10 protein-coding genes and 1 riboswitch are annotated in these 18,034 nt (G+C 51.4%); of the genes, 8 read left to right on the top strand and 2 right to left on the bottom strand.

Features of this window, described 5'->3' with window-relative positions; genetic code table 11:
* The first annotated feature begins 7 nt into the window (after positions 1–7).
* From Psch_RS08025 to tsaA, 8 genes are all read left to right on the top strand, one after another.
* The gene (locus Psch_RS08025) at positions 8–883 is read left to right on the top strand and encodes a 4Fe-4S binding protein (RefSeq protein ID WP_134218232.1); all 876 of its coding nucleotides are present in this window, start codon (positions 8–10) and stop codon (positions 881–883) included.
* An 80-nt stretch (positions 884–963) separates the two neighbouring features.
* Positions 964–1,479 (top strand): molybdopterin-dependent oxidoreductase, encoded by a 516-nt coding sequence (locus Psch_RS08020; RefSeq protein WP_134218231.1) that lies wholly within the window; start codon positions 964–966, stop codon positions 1,477–1,479.
* Positions 1,480–1,509: 30 nt separating this feature from the next.
* A riboswitch (molybdenum cofactor riboswitch) is annotated at positions 1,510–1,626 on the top strand.
* A 317-nt stretch (positions 1,627–1,943) separates the two neighbouring features.
* Entirely contained in the window at positions 1,944–5,924 is a 3,981-nt protein-coding gene (locus Psch_RS08015) for an RCC1 domain-containing protein (RefSeq protein WP_190239812.1), read from the top strand.
* Between the two features lie 363 nt (positions 5,925–6,287).
* Entirely contained in the window at positions 6,288–7,637 is a 1,350-nt protein-coding gene (locus tag Psch_RS08010) for an S-layer homology domain-containing protein (RefSeq protein WP_190239811.1), read from the top strand.
* Positions 7,638–7,800: 163 nt separating this feature from the next.
* Positions 7,801–9,363, top strand: a complete 1,563-nt coding sequence (locus tag Psch_RS08005) for a purple acid phosphatase family protein (RefSeq protein WP_190239810.1) — start codon at positions 7,801–7,803, stop codon at positions 9,361–9,363.
* A 217-nt stretch (positions 9,364–9,580) separates the two neighbouring features.
* Positions 9,581–13,540, top strand: a complete 3,960-nt coding sequence (locus tag Psch_RS08000; RefSeq protein WP_190239809.1) for an S-layer homology domain-containing protein — start codon at positions 9,581–9,583, stop codon at positions 13,538–13,540.
* Positions 13,541–13,802: 262 nt separating this feature from the next.
* The gene (locus Psch_RS07995; protein ID WP_190240306.1) at positions 13,803–14,543 is read left to right on the top strand and encodes a hypothetical protein; all 741 of its coding nucleotides are present in this window, start codon (positions 13,803–13,805) and stop codon (positions 14,541–14,543) included.
* 92 nt (positions 14,544–14,635) lie between these two features.
* On the top strand, positions 14,636–15,475 hold the full coding sequence (gene tsaA, locus Psch_RS07990; RefSeq protein ID WP_206663738.1) for a tRNA (N6-threonylcarbamoyladenosine(37)-N6)-methyltransferase TrmO: 840 nt from the start codon (positions 14,636–14,638) through the stop codon (positions 15,473–15,475).
* 358 nt (positions 15,476–15,833) lie between these two features.
* Here tsaA and Psch_RS07985 read toward each other — a convergent pair whose 3' ends face one another.
* Both Psch_RS07985 and Psch_RS07980 read right to left on the bottom strand, forming a co-directional pair.
* The gene (locus Psch_RS07985) at positions 15,834–16,784 is read right to left on the bottom strand and encodes an FAD:protein FMN transferase (RefSeq protein ID WP_243123983.1); all 951 of its coding nucleotides are present in this window, start codon (positions 16,782–16,784) and stop codon (positions 15,834–15,836) included.
* Between the two features lie 364 nt (positions 16,785–17,148).
* Positions 17,149–18,021, bottom strand: a complete 873-nt coding sequence (locus Psch_RS07980) for an RnfABCDGE type electron transport complex subunit B (protein WP_190239807.1) — start codon at positions 18,019–18,021, stop codon at positions 17,149–17,151.
* Positions 18,022–18,034 lie beyond the last annotated feature (13 nt).

The raw sequence follows: 18,034 nt of genomic DNA, 5'->3' as shown, positions 1-18,034 counted from the left end.
GTGATGATTGAAAAGAAGGGTTGTCCAGACCATTACAGCGGCGCTTATAAACGGACATATTGCCGGTTTTCTGCAGGGTACGGCGTACAACGGGCCTCTGAAAAGGCTCTGTGTGCCGGTACTGAACTGCACTTCCTGCCCCGGCGCTTTTAGCTCGTGTCCGCTGGGACTGATCCAGAGCTCGCTTATATTCGGCAATTATCTGCTCCTTATGGTTACCTCCGGGCTGCTGCTTTTGCTGGGGGGACTGCTGGGCAGGTTCCTTTGCGGCTGGCTCTGTCCCTTTGGCTTCATGCAGGAACTGTTATATAAAATACCGCTGCCCAAGTACCGGCCCGGCCGGAAGTTAATAAAACTCGTCTATTTAAAATACGTCGTGCTGGTCCTGTTTGTGCTCCTGTTCCCGGCCCTTGGTCTGACTTATTTGAGCGGCTCGACCTTCTGCAAGTATTTATGCCCGGTGGAGACGCTGGAAGCGTACCTGCCCTTAATGGCGTTACAACCTTCCCTGATGACAACGGCAGGTGTCTTGTTCAAGTGGAAGCTGGTTTTGCTTGCCGTCGCGGTTTTGCCGTCCATGATCATCTTCAGGCCTTTTTGCAGGTTTATTTGCCCGCTCGGAGCGGTCTATGCCCTCCTGAACCGGCTAAGCCTGCTGAGGTTCGAAATCAATAGGGATAACTGCAAAAAGTGCGGAGGCTGTCAAGAGCAATGTGAGTTGGGGATAGACATATACAACAACCCCAATAGTCCGGAATGCGTCCGCTGCATGCAGTGTTTTGCGGGTTGCCGGGACGGCCTGTTGGGCATCAAGGCAGGTATTGGCGAAAAAACGCTTAGGCTAAAGAAAAAGCTGGACCAGAATAAAGGCTTCAGGATGTAACCAAAGGTTTAAGACAGGCAAGGGGATGGTTCTCCTGTCTCATCCGGCCAAAACCGGCTATGCTTGGGAGGGTATTGTTGATGGAGAGTAAGGCTGTTGACCAAAAGAAGATCCTCTATGCGGTGATTGCATTACTGGTCATTATTATTGTGGTATTTGCGTTTTTGAACCGCGGCGATGAAAACCTGCAGGAAGGCCAAATCTTAGTTAAGACAGGAGATAATGTTATCGGCGTCCTGACAGTTGCCGATCTTCAGAAACTGCCGGCGGCGCAGAAGAAAATGGTGATTCAGTCCACCTCCGGCATGACCAAACATGAGTTTACAGGCGCCCCGCTGCTGGACGCCTTAAACAGCATCGATCCGGGTCTGTCCCAAAAATGTACCAGGATCATAACCAGAGGCATCGACAACTACACCTCCGGGGTGAACATGTCTGAAGTCCTGCGGCCGAATAATGTGTTCATTGTTTACGCCGACCACGGTGAACCGTTAAAAACCAAGACCGGCGGGGAGGGCGCTATGCGCATCATTATTTACCAGGATGAGTTCGGACAGCGCTTTACCAATTTTCTCACAAGCCTGGAACTGCAGTAGAAGTAAATATGCATGACTGAGTTCACAAAAATAAGTATGTTTTTCCGAGCCGCATGACCTAAGGGAGACTATGGTTATCGGCCTCACAGGGTACGCCGGGAAACTGCCGTGCCTCCCATTGAGGAAAGGAAACATAAGCTGCCGGACTTTAAAGCTTTGTCCCTTTCAACCAATGGGACAAAGCTTTTTTGCTTTACAAATCTTTCCGGCTACCCGTAGCCGGGACAAGCAGGAGGTGACCGGTTTTTTCTCCAAAGTACAGGGGTTCAGCGCCGACAGGCCATTTGACGAAGGGGGTGTTGAGAATGCTGGACTGATGCCATATGGCAGATGGTGTAACGGAGGCTGAAAACTATTAAGTCTTTGGGGCTACTCTGATGTGCGAGTTGAGAGAGGAGAAGTGGTTTGTTGTAAATGTTTCTCAGCAGTGTGACTATTATTTGTTGAAACAAGGAGGGAATTCCATGCGTATAAGGAGCAGTTGGGTATTTAAGCTTTTTCTGACCGTCTTCAGCGTGCTGTTGCTTGCCGGTACGGTTAGTCTGATGGCGCCCGCGGACGCCCTGGCCGCCGGGGGTGACATTATAATATCGGGGCCCGGGCTGAACGGCCCCGTGCCCGTAACCATTACCCAAAACCAGCTCCGGGGTACGGAGTCAGTATCAGAAGGGGTTTATTTACAACAACAAGACGTAATCTACAGCACTATTAACACCTGGCCCACCAAGAGCTGGTACAGGGGGCAGGGCGTCAAACTGACCGACCTGCTTGATTTAGCCGGGGGACTCAAGCCGGAAGCCACACAGATCAGATTTACTTCCGGAGACAATTTTAGAGTTACCTTTACGGTGGAGGAGTTATTAAACGCCCCCCGGTATCGTTTCCCTAATTTTATGAGCAGCGGCCTTCCCGGCCATCTTCCCGGTGACCCGTCGGGTAAAGTATTAGTGGATACCATCATCGCGCACAGAAGTTTCTCTGCTCAAAGTTATAACGATATCCTGGTTGCGGACAACTTTAGCCGTTCGGACGCAAACCATTTGCTGTACGGGCAGCGGGCGGTAACCCAGCAGACCAACGCCAGGTTTGCCAAATTGGTAGTAAAAATCGAGGTGCTCACCGATCCCGTGCCCAAATGGGATAATCCCACGGTCAATCCGGCGCCTGGAGAGGTACCCGCAGGGACCATGGTGGAAATGCACAGTCCCTTCGACGATGAAGACAAGGTTCATTACACCCTGGACGGCAGCGACCCGACCATAGACAGCCCCATGTATAACTGGATTGCCATGCGTTGGTGGTCGTCGCGAAGCGATGATTTGGACGAAATAAACCACAAAATCGGCCCCCTTAACAGCGACACCACCATCAAAGCCGTCGTCATCGGTCCCGGCCGGTCGGACAGCGAGATCGTCACTAAAGAATACCTGGTCCCGTTCGGCTCCGCCGGCGCAGGCGACATGGTTTACGTGGCCGGGAAAGATCGGCATACTGTCGCGATCAAGAACGACGGTACGGTCTGGGCCTGGGGTGACGGCGCCCAGGGCAAGCTTGGTGACGGCAGTACTGAAACTAAATACACACCGGTGCAGGTCTCCAGCTTAACGGAGGTCACGGCGGCGGCGCCCGGTTACAACCATACTTTGGCCCTGAAGGACGACGGTACGGTTTGGGCCTGGGGCTATAATTTGTATGGACAGCTGGGCAACGGTGTCAGCGGTACATCCGGAACCAGGACTGTCCCGGAACAGGTTTACGGATTGACCGGGGTCCAGGCTATTGCAGCCGGGGACGGTTTTTCTCTGGCCCTTAAAAACGACGGTACGGTCTGGGCCTGGGGCAAAAATAGCTATGGACAGTTGGGTATCGGCGCCGGAGGTTCAAGAACTGTTGCGGAGCAGGTCTACGGCCTGACTGATGTCCAGGCTATTGCAGCCGGTAAGGAGCATGCTCTGGCCCTTAAAAACGACGGCACGGTCTGGGCCTGGGGCAAAAATAGCGAAGGACAATTGGGTGACGGTACCCAAACGAATAGCAATAAGCCCGTTCAGGCTACCGGCCTTACCGGTGTCTTCAAGGCCATTGCCGCCGGAAGCGGATTTTCTTTAGCAATTAAAGAGGACGGTACGGTCTGGGGCTGGGGCTTCGCTTCGAGTGGACAGTTAGGTAATAAAGATCTGGACCTGACTAAAATAATGAGAAGTCTTGTGCCGGTTCAAGCTTCTGATCTAACAGATGTGAAAGCAATTACGGCCGGGGATAACCACACGATGGCCCTGCAGACCGACGGATCGTTATGGGTCTGGGGCAACAATAGTCAAGGTCAACTCGGTAACGGCAAGATGGGGTATGATAACGGTAGTAAAGTACCTATTAAGCTCTACGGGCCAGAGGCCGGTATTGCCATGTTAAATGCCGGTTCCAACTACTCGCAGGCTTTAAAGACCGATGGTACCGCATGGGCCTGGGGGAATAATTCGAAAGGCAAACTTGGCGATGGGACAACTTCTGAGAGGCTGGTTCCCACGCAGGTTAAGCGGGCGCCCGTGACGCTTACCCCGGCAGCCGGAGTGATAGCCCCGGGTGAAGCTTTAGACCTGACTTTTGCCGATTTTGCGGGCTGGAGAGAGTCAATTACCAGCGTGATTGTGGGCAATAAGAGTCTCACAGAGTTCGATTATACAGTTGGTGAAGGAAAGATTACCATCGCAGCCGGCGTTCTTTCCGCAGCCGGGGAATTTGACATTACGTTCAAAGCTGCGGGCTACGCGGATTCGGTGGTAACTATGCAAGTCCAAGGCCAGCCCGAGGCGCCGCCGGTATTGGCAGCCGACACCACCGACAACAAGGCAGGCAATTCCATCGACCTGACCTTCACCGATGATGCGGCCTGGCGGGCGGCGATTACCGGTATCACTGTTAACGGTAGTGCCTTAACCAGCGACCAGTATACGGTTACGGAAGGGAATATCAATATCACCGCTGACGTGTTCACCGCGGCTGAAGACTACGAAATCACGGTCAGCGCCACCGGATACAATGATGCCACAGTGACTCAGACAATTGGCGCAGCAGAAGCGCTAGCTATTACTATTACCGGTGATGGGGTGCCTGCCGCCGTTGAGCTTACTCTAAGCCAGGTCCTGGCGCTGCCGGAGGTGTCCCACAGCTATAGCGCTATCAATAACTATCCCGCTGAAGATAATGGGTTTGTTGATGTTAAAGGAGTAAAGCTGCAGGATATTCTGGACCTGGCCCAAATAAAAGGTGAAGCCAAACTAATAACCATCAAGGCCTCCGACGGCCTTACCAAGACTTTTACCAGAGATGAGCTGCTTGCACAACCCCGTTACTATTTCCCGGGTTTGATGGAAGGTTCTTCAAACGGTAAAGTATTGGTGCCGGCGATCCTCTCCACGGATACACTGGAAAGTAACGGATTGCGGTTGATCATGGGTCAGCGGGCTGTTACCGAACAGAATAAACCGTGGTTTGTAAAAAAAGTTAATGAGATTATTGTTTTCACAGAACAACCCCTGAAGTGGGATAATGTTACGGCAGATGTAGCAGAAGGCGTGGTTGCACCGGGAACCGAGGTTACACTGGGACATACAGCTTTTGATGGAGTTAAGATTTACTATACCCTGGATGGCAGTACCCCGGATGTAAACAGCAACATGTATAACAAGAGCGCCAGCTATTACCAGCCTGAATTAAATGTGCCGATTAAAATAACCGCGGACACTACCATCAAGGCCATTGCTATTGGGCCAGGCCGAGCAGATAGCGATGTTGTCAGTTTTACCTATACGGTAGATACTGGAGGAGAGCCTGCCGCGCCTGTCTTAAAGGCAGATACCAGCGACAATACAGTTGGCCAGGCGGTAGATATCACCTTTACCGATGATGCTGACTGGCGTAGCGCCATCACAGAAATCACTGTGGACGGCGCAACCCTGGCTGACGGTAAATATACTGTTTCTGCCGGTGTGATTACCATTGCCGCAGATGTGTTTACCGAAGCCAAAGACTACACTGTTGTGGTTAAGGCTGCAGGGTACGAAGACGCTGCCGTAGTGCAGACGATAGAGGAAACGTCTGGACCAAATCCGGTCTACACAGTTACACCTGAGGCTGATGATGCATATACCGCGGGGACGACCCAGGAAGGCATCAATACCATGACCGTTAATGACGGTGTGACCGGGTTTAAATACTTCACGGTCAATATTGCGCCGGTAGTCTCCCATAGCGGTAATGAAACAGTGATCTTTACTCATTTTAGAAACGGCAGCCAGCTCGGGCTTAACGCCACCAGAGCTGATTTTGACCAGGTTGAAATTGCCCAGGCCGGTTTTAATGTCCAATCGGGCGACGTGATCAAAGCTTACATTGTTGATAATTTAACCAACGCAATTGACTTAAACCCGATTATTTTACAATAAATACCTGTTATGGGATATTGTAGTCAAAAAATGAGCTCCTTTGCAAAAATATATAAGCTGCAAAACGGTTTATAGAAAGAACAAGTGAACTTGTCCAGCTAAAACTGGACATCAAGACCACGGTGGGGGACGACTCTGCCCTCACCGTGGAAAAGCTCCCACTGTAAAAGTGTCCGTCTTAGAATTGGATAAAAACCCATTGGCTTTAAAAAGCCTTAAGAACAGTATTTTAAGAACAGTATTTAATGAAAGAACGAATCACGTGTGTTCGTGACGGCGAAGAGGATTGCCGGCTGGTTGATTTGCTGGATACTTCCCTTAGCCTTATCCCGGCACAGGCTTAAGTAAAAAGGAGTGATGAAAATGAAGCTCAGAATAGTAGCATATCTCCAAATAGCGTTAATGCTGCTGATGTGTGTTCCTGCTATGGCGCTGGCAAACACGCCAAACACCACCCTGTCGTTAAGTAAAACTACGGCGTCAGTTAACAAAAGCGTCACAGCTTCAGGCACAACCGAACCAAACGCATGGGTTCCCCTCAAAGTAGTAGACGCGGCAAAAAACATCGTATATTTTGATACAACAAAATCAGATGCAACCGGAAATTACAGCATAGACTTCATCGTCCCGGGAGGCGCTGCAGGCACATTAACAGTTGTTGCCGGTGAAGGCGACAACGTAGACAACAAGAGACTTAACGTAGGCGCCAGCAGCAGTAGTTCTGGTGGTTCTGGTGGTGGATCTACTACTCCGCAACCGGTTAACAGCACTACCGGAGAAGCCTCTGTAAGCCCGGGTGCCGGTGGAAAAATCAGCCTGGGCAGTGATGTTTCAGTAAATATTCCGGCCAACGCCTTAACAGGCACAGCTAAAGTAGACATTACTATTCAGAAGGTTAGTAGCCCGCAAGCTACTCCTGCAGGCTTCAAGCTGCTTGGCTCCGTCTACGAATTTAAAGTAGACGGCAATGAAACTTATACTTTCAACAAGCCGGTCACCCTGACTTTTACTTTCGATCCAGCTTCCTTAAGTCCGGGCGAGACCCCGGCGGTCCATTACTACGACGAAACCCTTGGCAAATGGGTAAACATCGGCGGCGCCGTATCCGGCAATACCATAACCGTGCAGGTGGACCACTTCACCAAATTTGCCGTACTGGCTTCCAGCAAGCAGGAGGAGCAGCCCACGCTGCAGCCCACATTAAATGATATCGCCGGTCACTGGGCTGAGAACAATATCAATCAATTGGTTAGGCTCGGCGCTATCAGCGGTTATAGCGACGGCAACTTCAAGCCTGACAACGCGATAACCCGGGCCGAATTTGCCACTGTGCTGGTTAAAGCGTTCCAACTGACGTCTCAAGACGGTAAAACATTTGCGGATACAGCCGGGCACTGGGCTAAAGATTACATTGCGGCCGCGGCAGCTGCGGGCGTGGTCAACGGCTATGACTCCAATACCTTCGGGCCGGATGATATGATTACCCGCGAGCAGATGGCTGTTATGATTGCCAAGGCCGCGAAACTTGCCCCGGCTGCGGGAGAGCTTCAGTTCTCCGACAGCGGCAGCATTTCCGGCTGGGCCAGAGAGGCTATTGCCACCGTGACGGAAAACGGGATCATGAAAGGGTATCCTGATAACACCATTCAGCCACAGGGTAACGCCACCAGGGCGGAAGCTGTTACAGTTATAGTCAATGCGCTGAACCGATAAGAAACAGTAATGAATGCTTGGGACTTGCGGACAGGGAGTTAAAAACGGGGGCTTTAGCGGAAAGGGGAGTAAGTCAAACCCTTTTCCGCTATCCCTGGAATTCACAGATGAGAACCATGCGCAAAGTTGTCCTAAAATTGTGGGATAAAAGGAGTACGCTGATATGAGCCCTGGATTTGGATACTCCCAAAGAAATATGGCAGTAAGAAGCAAGATTATGTGTCCAGTCTTAATGGTATTAGCGGTTTTTTTCTGCTGGTTTCTGTCTCCGGTTGCCCTTGCTGAGGAAAGCGCAGCGCCGGAGCAAATTATTCTGACCTGGACGCTTGATCCGGCTGCATCTCAGACCATTACCTGGTTAACGCCGGATAATTCGCCGGCCCGGGTGCAGTACATCAGCGCAGATGAATTTGCCGGTAATTTTGACGCCGCCCAGGAAATGAATGCAGAATGCTCGGCATTTGACAGTACCCATTACAGGTTCAAAGTAAATATAACTGGATTGACCCCGGAGACAAAATATGTTTACCAGGTAGGGCGGGAAGAGGCCTGGAGCGGGCCCTTATCCTTTACAACTGCCTCGGACACGCAAGAATTCTCATTTCTGTATATGGGCGACGTGCAGTCCGGATATGCTGAATGGGGCAGTACGCTGGATGCGGTTTATCAGTCCTATCCCCAAATCAAGTTTGCCCTTTTAGGCGGGGATTTGACGGATAACGACAGCGATGAAGAAGAGTGGGGACAGTTTCTTGCTGCTGCCACAGTTTTGTTCTCCAGGATCCCGGTGATGCCGGCTATGGGCAACCACGACGGAGACATGTACTTAGATTTTTTTGCCTTGCCGGATAACGGTCCCGAAGGTTTGAAGCAGGAGTTTTACTCCTTCGATTACGGCAATGCTCATTTCGTGGTGCTCAACAGCAATAAAAATACTGACGAGGGAGCAAAACAATGGCTGCAAAATGATCTGCAAGGCACAACAAAAAAGTGGAAGTTTGTTGTTTTTCACATTCCCGCGTATCCAGCCACTTATGATTATAAGGGGATAGATAAGTCCATCCGGGCCAATTGGGTGCCGGTTCTGGAACAGAACCGGGTGGATATGGTTTTTGTCGGGCACCAGCATGAGTATATGAGGACCCATCCAATTTACCAGGAGGAGGTCCAGACTGAACCCTCGTACGGGATTGTCTATGTGATGGGTAATGCCGGTTCCAAGACTTACGGCGGGGGCGGAGAATTTCCCTACATCGCTGTGGAACAGACCGGCAGCAACTACCAGGTTATTGATATTGAGGGTGATGTCTTGACCCTGACATCAGAACAATCAACCGGTGAACTGATTGAAAGATACATGATCAACAAAGGCGACATCACAGAGCCGGGACCTGTCTACAGGCTTTCTTCCCAGCCTGATCCTGCTTATACTGCCGGGACAACCCCGGACGGTATCAATACCATGACCGTTGATGACGGTGTGACCGGGTTTAAATACTTCGCGGTCAGCATTACGCCGGTGATCTCCCATAGCGGTAATGAAACAGTAGTCTTTACTCATTTTAGAAACGGCAGCCAACTTGCACTTAACGCCACCAGAGCTGATTTTGACCAGGTTGAAATCGCCCAGGCCGGTTTTAATGTACAGCCGGGCGATGTGATCAAGGTCTACATTGTTGATAATTTGACCAATGACACCGGTGTCAATCCTGTTATTTTGCAGTAATGTGCGGAAGGAAAGACTCTCCATTTTTACTCTGCAAGATATTCTTTTTCTTACTGGACCTATACTGGTCAACTGACCAGTAAGATGAAACCTTGAAATTTTAGAGAAAATCCTACGAAGGTGAGTATTATGGTGATGTGACTTTGCTTTGAATTGTAGCAGTAAGAATGATTTGTAGATCACATTATTAATTAATTAAAGGAGGCTCCGGGGATAAATGTTTATGAAGAGACTGATGAAGCGTGGGCTGGGAATTCTACTGGTAACATTGCTGGCAATGCTGCCCGTAGTATTCACCCCGACAGAAGCGGACGCAGGGACGCCGGCAGTTGACGTCCTCTACGATGGGACGGTTGTTTTGACACCCGGCGAGACCTTTAGCGTGACCGCCTATAACTCAGGGGAAGAGTATACTGTCAAAAAGAACACACCGCTTGGAGCGCTTCAGGCAGCCGCAACTGTCAGTGGCTTCACCTATGACGTCACCGACAAGAATTACGCAGCGTCGGGCGCTCTCCTTTTGGACAATGTAGGAGACTACCCTTATGTAAAGGGGGGTAGCAAGTGGTATGCATACGTAAACGACGTCTATAAAGACGGCTACAACAATGGCGATGACGCCTTGAACCTGATCGAGCTTGTAGACGGGGATAAGGTTGAGTACTACTACGCCGCTGGTATTGCTGCCCCGGCTGACCTCGATGCTGTTAAGGCAGCGGCTACCGCCGCGGTGAAAACCGTTGTGGCTACAGGTATTGCGCCGACGGACTGGACTCTTCAGCTCTCCGGGGCAAAGAATGCTTCCGTAACCAAGGCCTACTTCGAGGATGCCCTTGCCTGCCCGTCATCAGGTCACCAGGTGACCTGGACCGACGGTGACGGTAATGTCTGGGGAGGCGTGCCGCTATGGCTGCTCGTCGCCATGGTTGACGACGACCCGGATGTTGGCCCTTACCACTTCAACTTCAACGACGACCTCGCCGCCCAGAACTATGAAGTGAATGTTATAGCCGGCGATTGGTCGGCAACCCTTGACAGCGCCGCAATCGCCCGCGACGATGGATATATCGTCGCCAACACACTGAACGGAGAACCGCTTCCGCTCGAGACCGAATCGGGAAAAGCCTGCTGGCCGCTCTATCTGAAAGGTCCGGCTGTTTTTGGCGGACAACAGGTAGGCAACATCGTCCGGATCGAGCTGTCGGGTCTGCCTGAACCACCCGAAGGATGGACCCTGGAGATGATCGGAGAGGTAGGGGATACCATCACCCAGGAGGAGTTTGAAGCCGGGCTTGCCTGCACGGGTTCAGGCCACAACAGGGAATGGATCGATATTGAAAATAACGTCTGGTCCGGCGTGCCCCTGTGGGTGCTCCTGGGCGCGGTGGACGACATCGAGACAGGCAGCCACTGGACTTTCAATGATGCATTAGCTGCAGACGGTTATACTGTGAAAGTAGTTGCCGGAGATGATTTTTACAAGACTTTTGATAGCGCGGATGTAGCCGGGAGCAACGACTATATCGTTGCAAACAAATGCAACGGCGCCCCGCTTACCGAGGCAGGACCACTGCGCCTGGTTGGGGCCGGTGTTACCAAAGATGATGGCTCCCTCGGGGGCTCTGCTGTCGGTAACATCGTAAAGATAGAGATCCCCGAGCTGCAGACGCCGCCGGCTGATCCCGGAAGCTGGAACCTTGCTCTGAACGGCAAGATCAGTGATGTTATTTCGCAGGCTGAGTTTGAGGCCGCTCTGGCCTGCCCAAATTCGGGCCACCTCCAAGAATGGACTGACGGTGACGGCAATGTCTGGTCAGGTATACCTCTCTGGTTCCTGACCGGCTGGGTGGACGACCGGCAGCCACACGATTATGACGCCAATCAGGCAACTGCCGGTTACACAATCCTGGTGAAAGCCGGAGACGGCTACACCAAGGATTTTGCCAGCGCGGACGTAGCCTGGAGCAACGACTATATCATTGCGAATAAATGCAACGATGCGCCGCTTACCGATGCATGGCCGCTGCGGCTGGTCGGCGCCGGTGTCGCCAGCGCTGAAGGCGCCCTTAGCGGTACCAGCGTTGGGAATATTGAGGAGATTGAATTAACGTCTTTTGCGACTGCTCAACCCATACCCGAACTCCGTGTCATCAAGTACGCTGAAGATCATACCACCATCCTTGACGAGATCACGGTCGATTATCTATGGACGCAGGAAAACCTCGAAGTGATTGGAGACGGGACAACGGTATACCGCTACGAGGGAATCACCAACGACCCGAATGATTTATGGGATGCTGACGAGGAATATCCCGGCGGTTACAAGATAGAAAATGCCGTGAAGGGAACACGCATCAGAGATCTTTGTGAGCTTGTGGGCGGCATGGGAGCAGGTACTGAAATTGTACTGGTTGCAAAAGACGGTTATGAGACTACGCTTCCCTATTCCTCCATATATACCGACCCTGCGGTGCAGGCGCGCCAGGGAGACGCCATTCTGGCCTGGTGGGGTGACGGGGAATACGTTCCCAATTATAAAGATGGTATCCGTTTATTCTTTACTCCGGACGACCACGTCTACGGCCAGTGGGATATGCACGAGACGCTTCCGTCAAATTACTGGCACTACTATTACGATGGAGGTATCCAGTATCCTTCTTGTGCCGGCTTATCATCAAAACTTATTGAAACCATCAAGATGTACTCCTTGCCTGTGGGCGATTGGACACTGGAGCTCGATGGCCGGGATATCGGTGGTTTGAACTATGATGTAAGCAAAACCTATTTTGAGCAGGCTCTCGCCTGTCAGTTCGGCGCCAACCACAAGGCAACCTACACGGATTCTGAAGAACAGGTCTGGGAAGGCATGCCCCTGTGGTTCCTCGCAGGATTCGTCGATGACGCTGACCAGCATACCGATAACGCCTTTAACGATGCGCTGGCTGAGGACGGGTACCAGGTTGTGATTACCGCCTCCGACGGCCATTCGGTAACTATCAATAGCGCGGATATCATCCGGAACAGCAACTACATTATCGCCAATTCCCTGAACGGCGCCCCGATACCCGAGTCCGATGATAACTGGCCGCTCAGGCTTGTTGGAGCGGCTGTCACCGGGTCAACATCGATATCAAAGATTGTAAGTATCGAGTTGGTAAGCTCAAATTCCACCGGTAGCAGCGGCGGCGGTGGCTCATCGTCGCAGGCAGTTACCTCCACCACCGGGAGAGCGACAGTCAAACCCGGCGCCGGCGGCAAAATCAGCCTCGGCAGCGAAGCCACCATTAAAGTGCCGGCCAACGCGCTGACCGGAAGCAGCGCAGTGGAAGTAAAGGTACAGAAAGTAACCACGCCTCCCGCCGTTCCGGCAGGCTTCAAACTGGCCGGCAGCGTATACGAGTTCAGTGTGGACGGCAAGAACAGCTATAACTTTAACAAGGACGTGGTCATAACACTGAGCTTCGACCCGTCAGCGCTGGCTCCCGGTGAAAAACCGGAAATATTCTACTACGACGAGGCGTCCGGCCAGTGGGTCAGCCTGGGCGGCACTGTCTCAGGCAATACCGTGACCGTGCAGGTGGACCACTTCACCAAGTTTGCCGTAATGATTGCCGGGAAAGCGGAAGCCGTACCGTCAGGGCAAGTCCCTGCGGCATTAAAAGACATCACCGGCCACTGGGCAATGGACAACATCAACCAACTGGTGGCCCTGGGCGCCATCAGCGGCTATCCCGACGGTACTTTCAAGCCTGACAACAGTATTACCCGGGCCGAATTTGCTGCTGTGCTGGTTAAGGCGTTCAAGCTCGAGAACAAGGGCGGCGGAGTTTTTGCCGACACCGCAGCGCACTGGGCCAAGGACTACATTGCCGCGGCGGCGGCCAATGGGGTAGTCAACGGCTATGACTCCGGTACATTTGGTCCGGACGACCTGATCACCCGCGAGCAGATGGCTGTGATGATTGTAAAGGCCGCGAAGCTTCCAGCAGTTGCAGGAGAGCCCCAGTTTGCCGACAACGGCAGCATTTCCGGTTGGGCCAGGGAAGCTATTGCCGCCGCGACGGAGAGCGGGATCATGAAGGGATACCCCGACAATACCGTCAAGCCCTTGGGCAACGCCACCAGGGCTGAGGCTGTGACGGTCATTGTGAACGCGTTGGAGTATAAAGCCGATTAACTCATCATGAATGCTGCTACCTATTGCGCTTAAGCCCGCTAATTAGCGGGCTTAAGCGTATATGAGCGCTTTGTAATAAATGGCATAGGGGAAGGCGAAAGGAAATATACATGATAAAGTATTGTACAGGTGGACCATTTTTTCCTTAAAAACGAATGTTGCGCATACCCCGCAATCCGGGGCTGACGCGCTGGGTGCGGTTGAAATCCCCATTGCTGACAGGGATAATGGGTTAAACAAATGAAAAGGTGAGTTGATGAATATGCTGGCAGTAGCGACAAGTTATCTGGGATTAACAGACGAGCAAAAATTTGGGCCTGTTTTTATGAAGTCATTCGATGATTTTATGGTGGTTAAGCTCAGTCCCTGTGGCGATTTAGAGGAAGGACGGCTGCAACTATGTCAACCTGAGGGGTATGGAGATCTGTTGAAGAATATTCAGAAGTCCTGGAACGCATCACAATCCTTGCTGGAACTCCGGGGCCCAAAGGTTAAACTGCAAAGAATGGTGCGTTATATGTTTTTTTTCGACGAGGAAAAGAAGTTTGAAAAAGTTTTACTGGAAGGATGCGATGGCATAACCGACTTTCCGTGGGCCGTGCAAATCGTTGTGATTCAGCTGCCGGTAAAGGTTTTAGAGCAGGATCTGGAATGGATACGAAAAGCGGATATCATTGTTTTGCTTGATTCGGAAAGTGAAGCAGCCAGGGATTTTGCAACTGGAATGAAAACAATTCGTCCGGATATCCCCATTTTTTCAGAAAAGGTCCAGGAAGGCTTGTCGAATGACCTAAAAGTCAGCCTGGAGGTTTTGTTTGCTGATTATATAAAAAAAAGGAATAGAATCAAAGATATATTGAATTCACGGCATCCGGAGCTGCAAATAAGCTGTACATCAGCCCACAGAATGGCCGGGGAGTTGGGGGTTAGTTTGTTTCTGGTCGGCAGTGTATGCGATGAACTGGGCTACAGGATAACGCAATGTGGGTTAGGCTGTTTTTGAAACAGGCCGGTTGAAATAGATTTTCATCCGTCTCCGGTGCAATGTTGGCGGCGTCAGGGCCAATATTTATGATTTACGGGAGGCTGATAAGCGTGGTCTTAGTTCCGAAGGAACCGGTTTCCATTCAGCCGGTTGGCGTTGTTGTTTCCGACTTTAAAAAAGTTAGCCGCACTTATGATTATCACAGAGAAAGCGTAATTTATATGAGGGAAGATCTCACGGACGCTCTCATCGGGATCGAATACTTTTCCCATATCCATGTGATCTATCACCAGCATCGCAGGCAAGACTGGCTGGAACTGGTTGAATGGAAAAAGGAGCAGCCGCCAATAACATTACCTGTCGCCGGCGAACCGGTCTGCCGGGGCGTATACTCCACCCGGTCTCCGTCCCGTCCTTCAGCGATGGGGTCGTGCGTTGTTGAGCTCATCAAATGTGAAGAGAACCGTCTTTATGTCAGGGGTTTGGATGCCCTGGACGGCACTCCCGTCCTGGACATTAAAATCTATATTCCCCATTATGACGCGTTTCCATTAGCAGAAACACCATTAAATTGTTGTATGAGGAATGAACTGAGCGCCACCTCCCGGCGTTTGCACTGGGATACCATCAACGTCGGGCTCGCTCTGGGGCTCAGGACGGGCGCCAGGGCGTTACAGGCCTTGGGTATCAGCCGCGGCGAAGCGGCCAGAGCGGAAGTGTCCGGCGGACATTTCTTTGCCCAGGGAATAGAGGGAGCTACCGGGTGCAGTGTTTTGCGGGGCAATATGATTTTTGAAGAACTCAATACATCGCCGGGACAGTGGAAACTGAAGCTTGCAGGTAAAGACAGTGAAGCAGAAATCTGGCTCAATGATCATATCTACTCAGGTGCAAGTGAAGTACTGGAGGCCGGCGAGAAAATATTGTTTGCCGCTGTAAATAAAAACTAAAACGCTCAATCGATAATTCAAAAGCCTCTTGGGTAGTGGGCGTGGGGTTATCCTCCGCTCTCTTCGCAATTCTCCATTTGTGTACTAAGAACATCATAACGACCGCATCTACAGACTGCCACCCATAACCTACGCGCTATTCAGGCTTTGCTGCATGCAACGCACGCGCTAAGGAACGCACCCAGGTGCTCCTCATCGCTTTCGGATAACCCCACACCCGCAAGTCGGGTCTTTATCAGTCTGCACATGAGACGATTCTCTGCTTTTTTCTCATTGCTACCATAGAAAGAGAGTAACAACAAGAAAAGTCCCCATTGTCACATATTGAACAATGGGGACTTTCTCGTTGTCACATTTATCAGTTTTGTTTAATCTGGTAGTCGCCGTCACCAGTGAATTCCAGCTGTCCATGCAGATTTTCAGTGTAGGACACTTGCTTGTCCGTATCGATAAAGATGGCCCCGGTGTCGGGCAGCTCCTGCACAAAGCCCATGCCTTTTTGAGCCCCTAGCACAAACAGCGTTGTAGATAAAATATCCGCATCCGTGGCTGAATCTGCAACCACTGTGGCTTGCATTACGCCCCTGGCTTGCTTTCCGGTAGATGGATCTACAATGTGGTGGTAGCGGACTCCGTCCTGCTCAAAGTAGCGCTGGTAATCACCTGATGTTACTACAGCTCTATCCTTTACGTACAAGATCCCGATGATGCCCTTGGCGCCGCGCGGGTCCTGCACGCCGACCCGCCAGGGCGAGCCGTCCGGCTTATCGCCAAGGGCGTAAACGTTGCCCCCGGCATTAATAATGGCATGTTGTATCCCCATATCTCTAAGAGCCTTGACCGCCTCATCTGTGGCATAGCCTTTGGCCACACCGCCCAAATCTAAACTCATCCCTGGTTGCGCAAGAAAGACCGTCATATTATCAGGGTCAACCTGGACTTTGTTATAGTCAACCAGGCTTAGTCCCCTTTTTATTTCCTGATCAGCCGGAACATGCTGCTCACTTTTTCCAAAACCCCACAGGTCCATTACCGGCCCTATGGTAACATCAAAAGCTCCGCCGGTTGCACTGGCAAAATAATGTGAACGCTCGATCATGTTTATTGTATCGGCGCTGACCGCAACGGGTTTTGTGCCGGCATTTTCGTTGATCTTAACTACATCGTTTGAGGTTATGGTTTGTTCCTGCTTTTGAAATCTATCAGTTAAACGATGAATCCTTTCAAAAGCGCCGAAAGCTTGCTCCAAAGCCTGCTGTCCTTTCTCTTTATCCTCACTATATACAGTTATTTGGATCAAGGTATCCATAATGAATTTTTCACCTGAAAATCCCTGCATGGCGGCAGGCTTTTGCACACATCCCATACTAAACAGGGTAATACAAAAACTAATAAGCAGAACCATATACTTAAATATGTTTAATCACCACCTTAAGTATTTTATAAACACGTCTAAATCATTATAACCCGGTTTTGGGTCTGCCATAAGGTTTTGCTTTCATTCTCACCAGTTTCGCTTATAAAACAATACCTGTTCATCAGCTTATAAAAACGCCGGGCAGCTTGCGAAAGGCAAGCCTGCCCGGCGTAAACGTCTTACCAGTCCTCTTAACCGTGCCGGAAACTGCGTCTGTTCCCCCATCACGCGTTTAGGAGTCCTGTCTTTTCTAAGTTTACTGGGCAGGCGCCTCTACCTGCGCCGTTTCTGCAGCTACCGGTTTGGGCTTTTGCTGAGGCGCGCTGACCGGCCTTGGAAAGACATGGATGACGTTGGTGGGACACTTCTTGGCGCATGCCGTGCAATTTTTGCACTTGGTGTAATCAATGACCGCGTGGTTATTGATTACATGGATTGCATCGAATTTGCAAGTCTTTTCGCAGAGCTTGCAGGCGATGCAGCCGATGGCGCAGATTTCCCGGGTAACTTTTCCCGGATCGACGGAACTGCACCCGACCACGACACGGGTCTTGTCCGGCACAATCTCGATCAGGGCGTTTGGGCAGGCCTTGGCGCAAAGCCCGCAACCGACGCATTTATACTTGTTGATCACGGCGAGACCGTTTTCAATCCTGATCGCGTCATATGCGCACACATTGACACAGTCTCCGAAGCCCAGGCAGGCCATTTCACATGCGCCCCTGCCCCGGAAGAACAGTTTGTTCGCTTTACAGGTCTGGTGGCCTTGATAATCCATAGCATAGCTGGTCCTGTCCCGGGAACCGGAGCATTTCATGATGGCGATCTTGCTGGAAGCGCCCTCGAACTCCACCCCGAGAATGCTGCTGACCTCCATCGCCACAGCATCGCCTCCGGGGGTACAGAGATTGGCTTTGATGGCGTGTTCCTCGTCCTTGGCCAGCGCATTGGCATAGTCTGCGCAGCCGGCGAAGCCGCAGGCTCCGCAGTTGGCTCCGGGGAGCGCGGCCAGGACCTTTGCGGCGGTCTCGTCCATCTGGACCGCCATAAACTTGTCGGCGATGGTCAGAATGCCTCCTGCCAGGAGCCCCATAGCCGTAACAATGCCGACCGGTATGATGAATTGCATAGTCTAATTCTCC

The sequence above is a fragment of the Pelotomaculum schinkii genome (genome assembly GCF_004369205.1).
Classification (GTDB): domain Bacteria; phylum Bacillota; class Desulfotomaculia; order Desulfotomaculales; family Pelotomaculaceae; genus Pelotomaculum_C; species Pelotomaculum_C schinkii.
The sequence above is the reverse complement of the archived record's forward strand: the minus strand, read 5'-3'. Positions and strand labels throughout refer to the sequence as shown.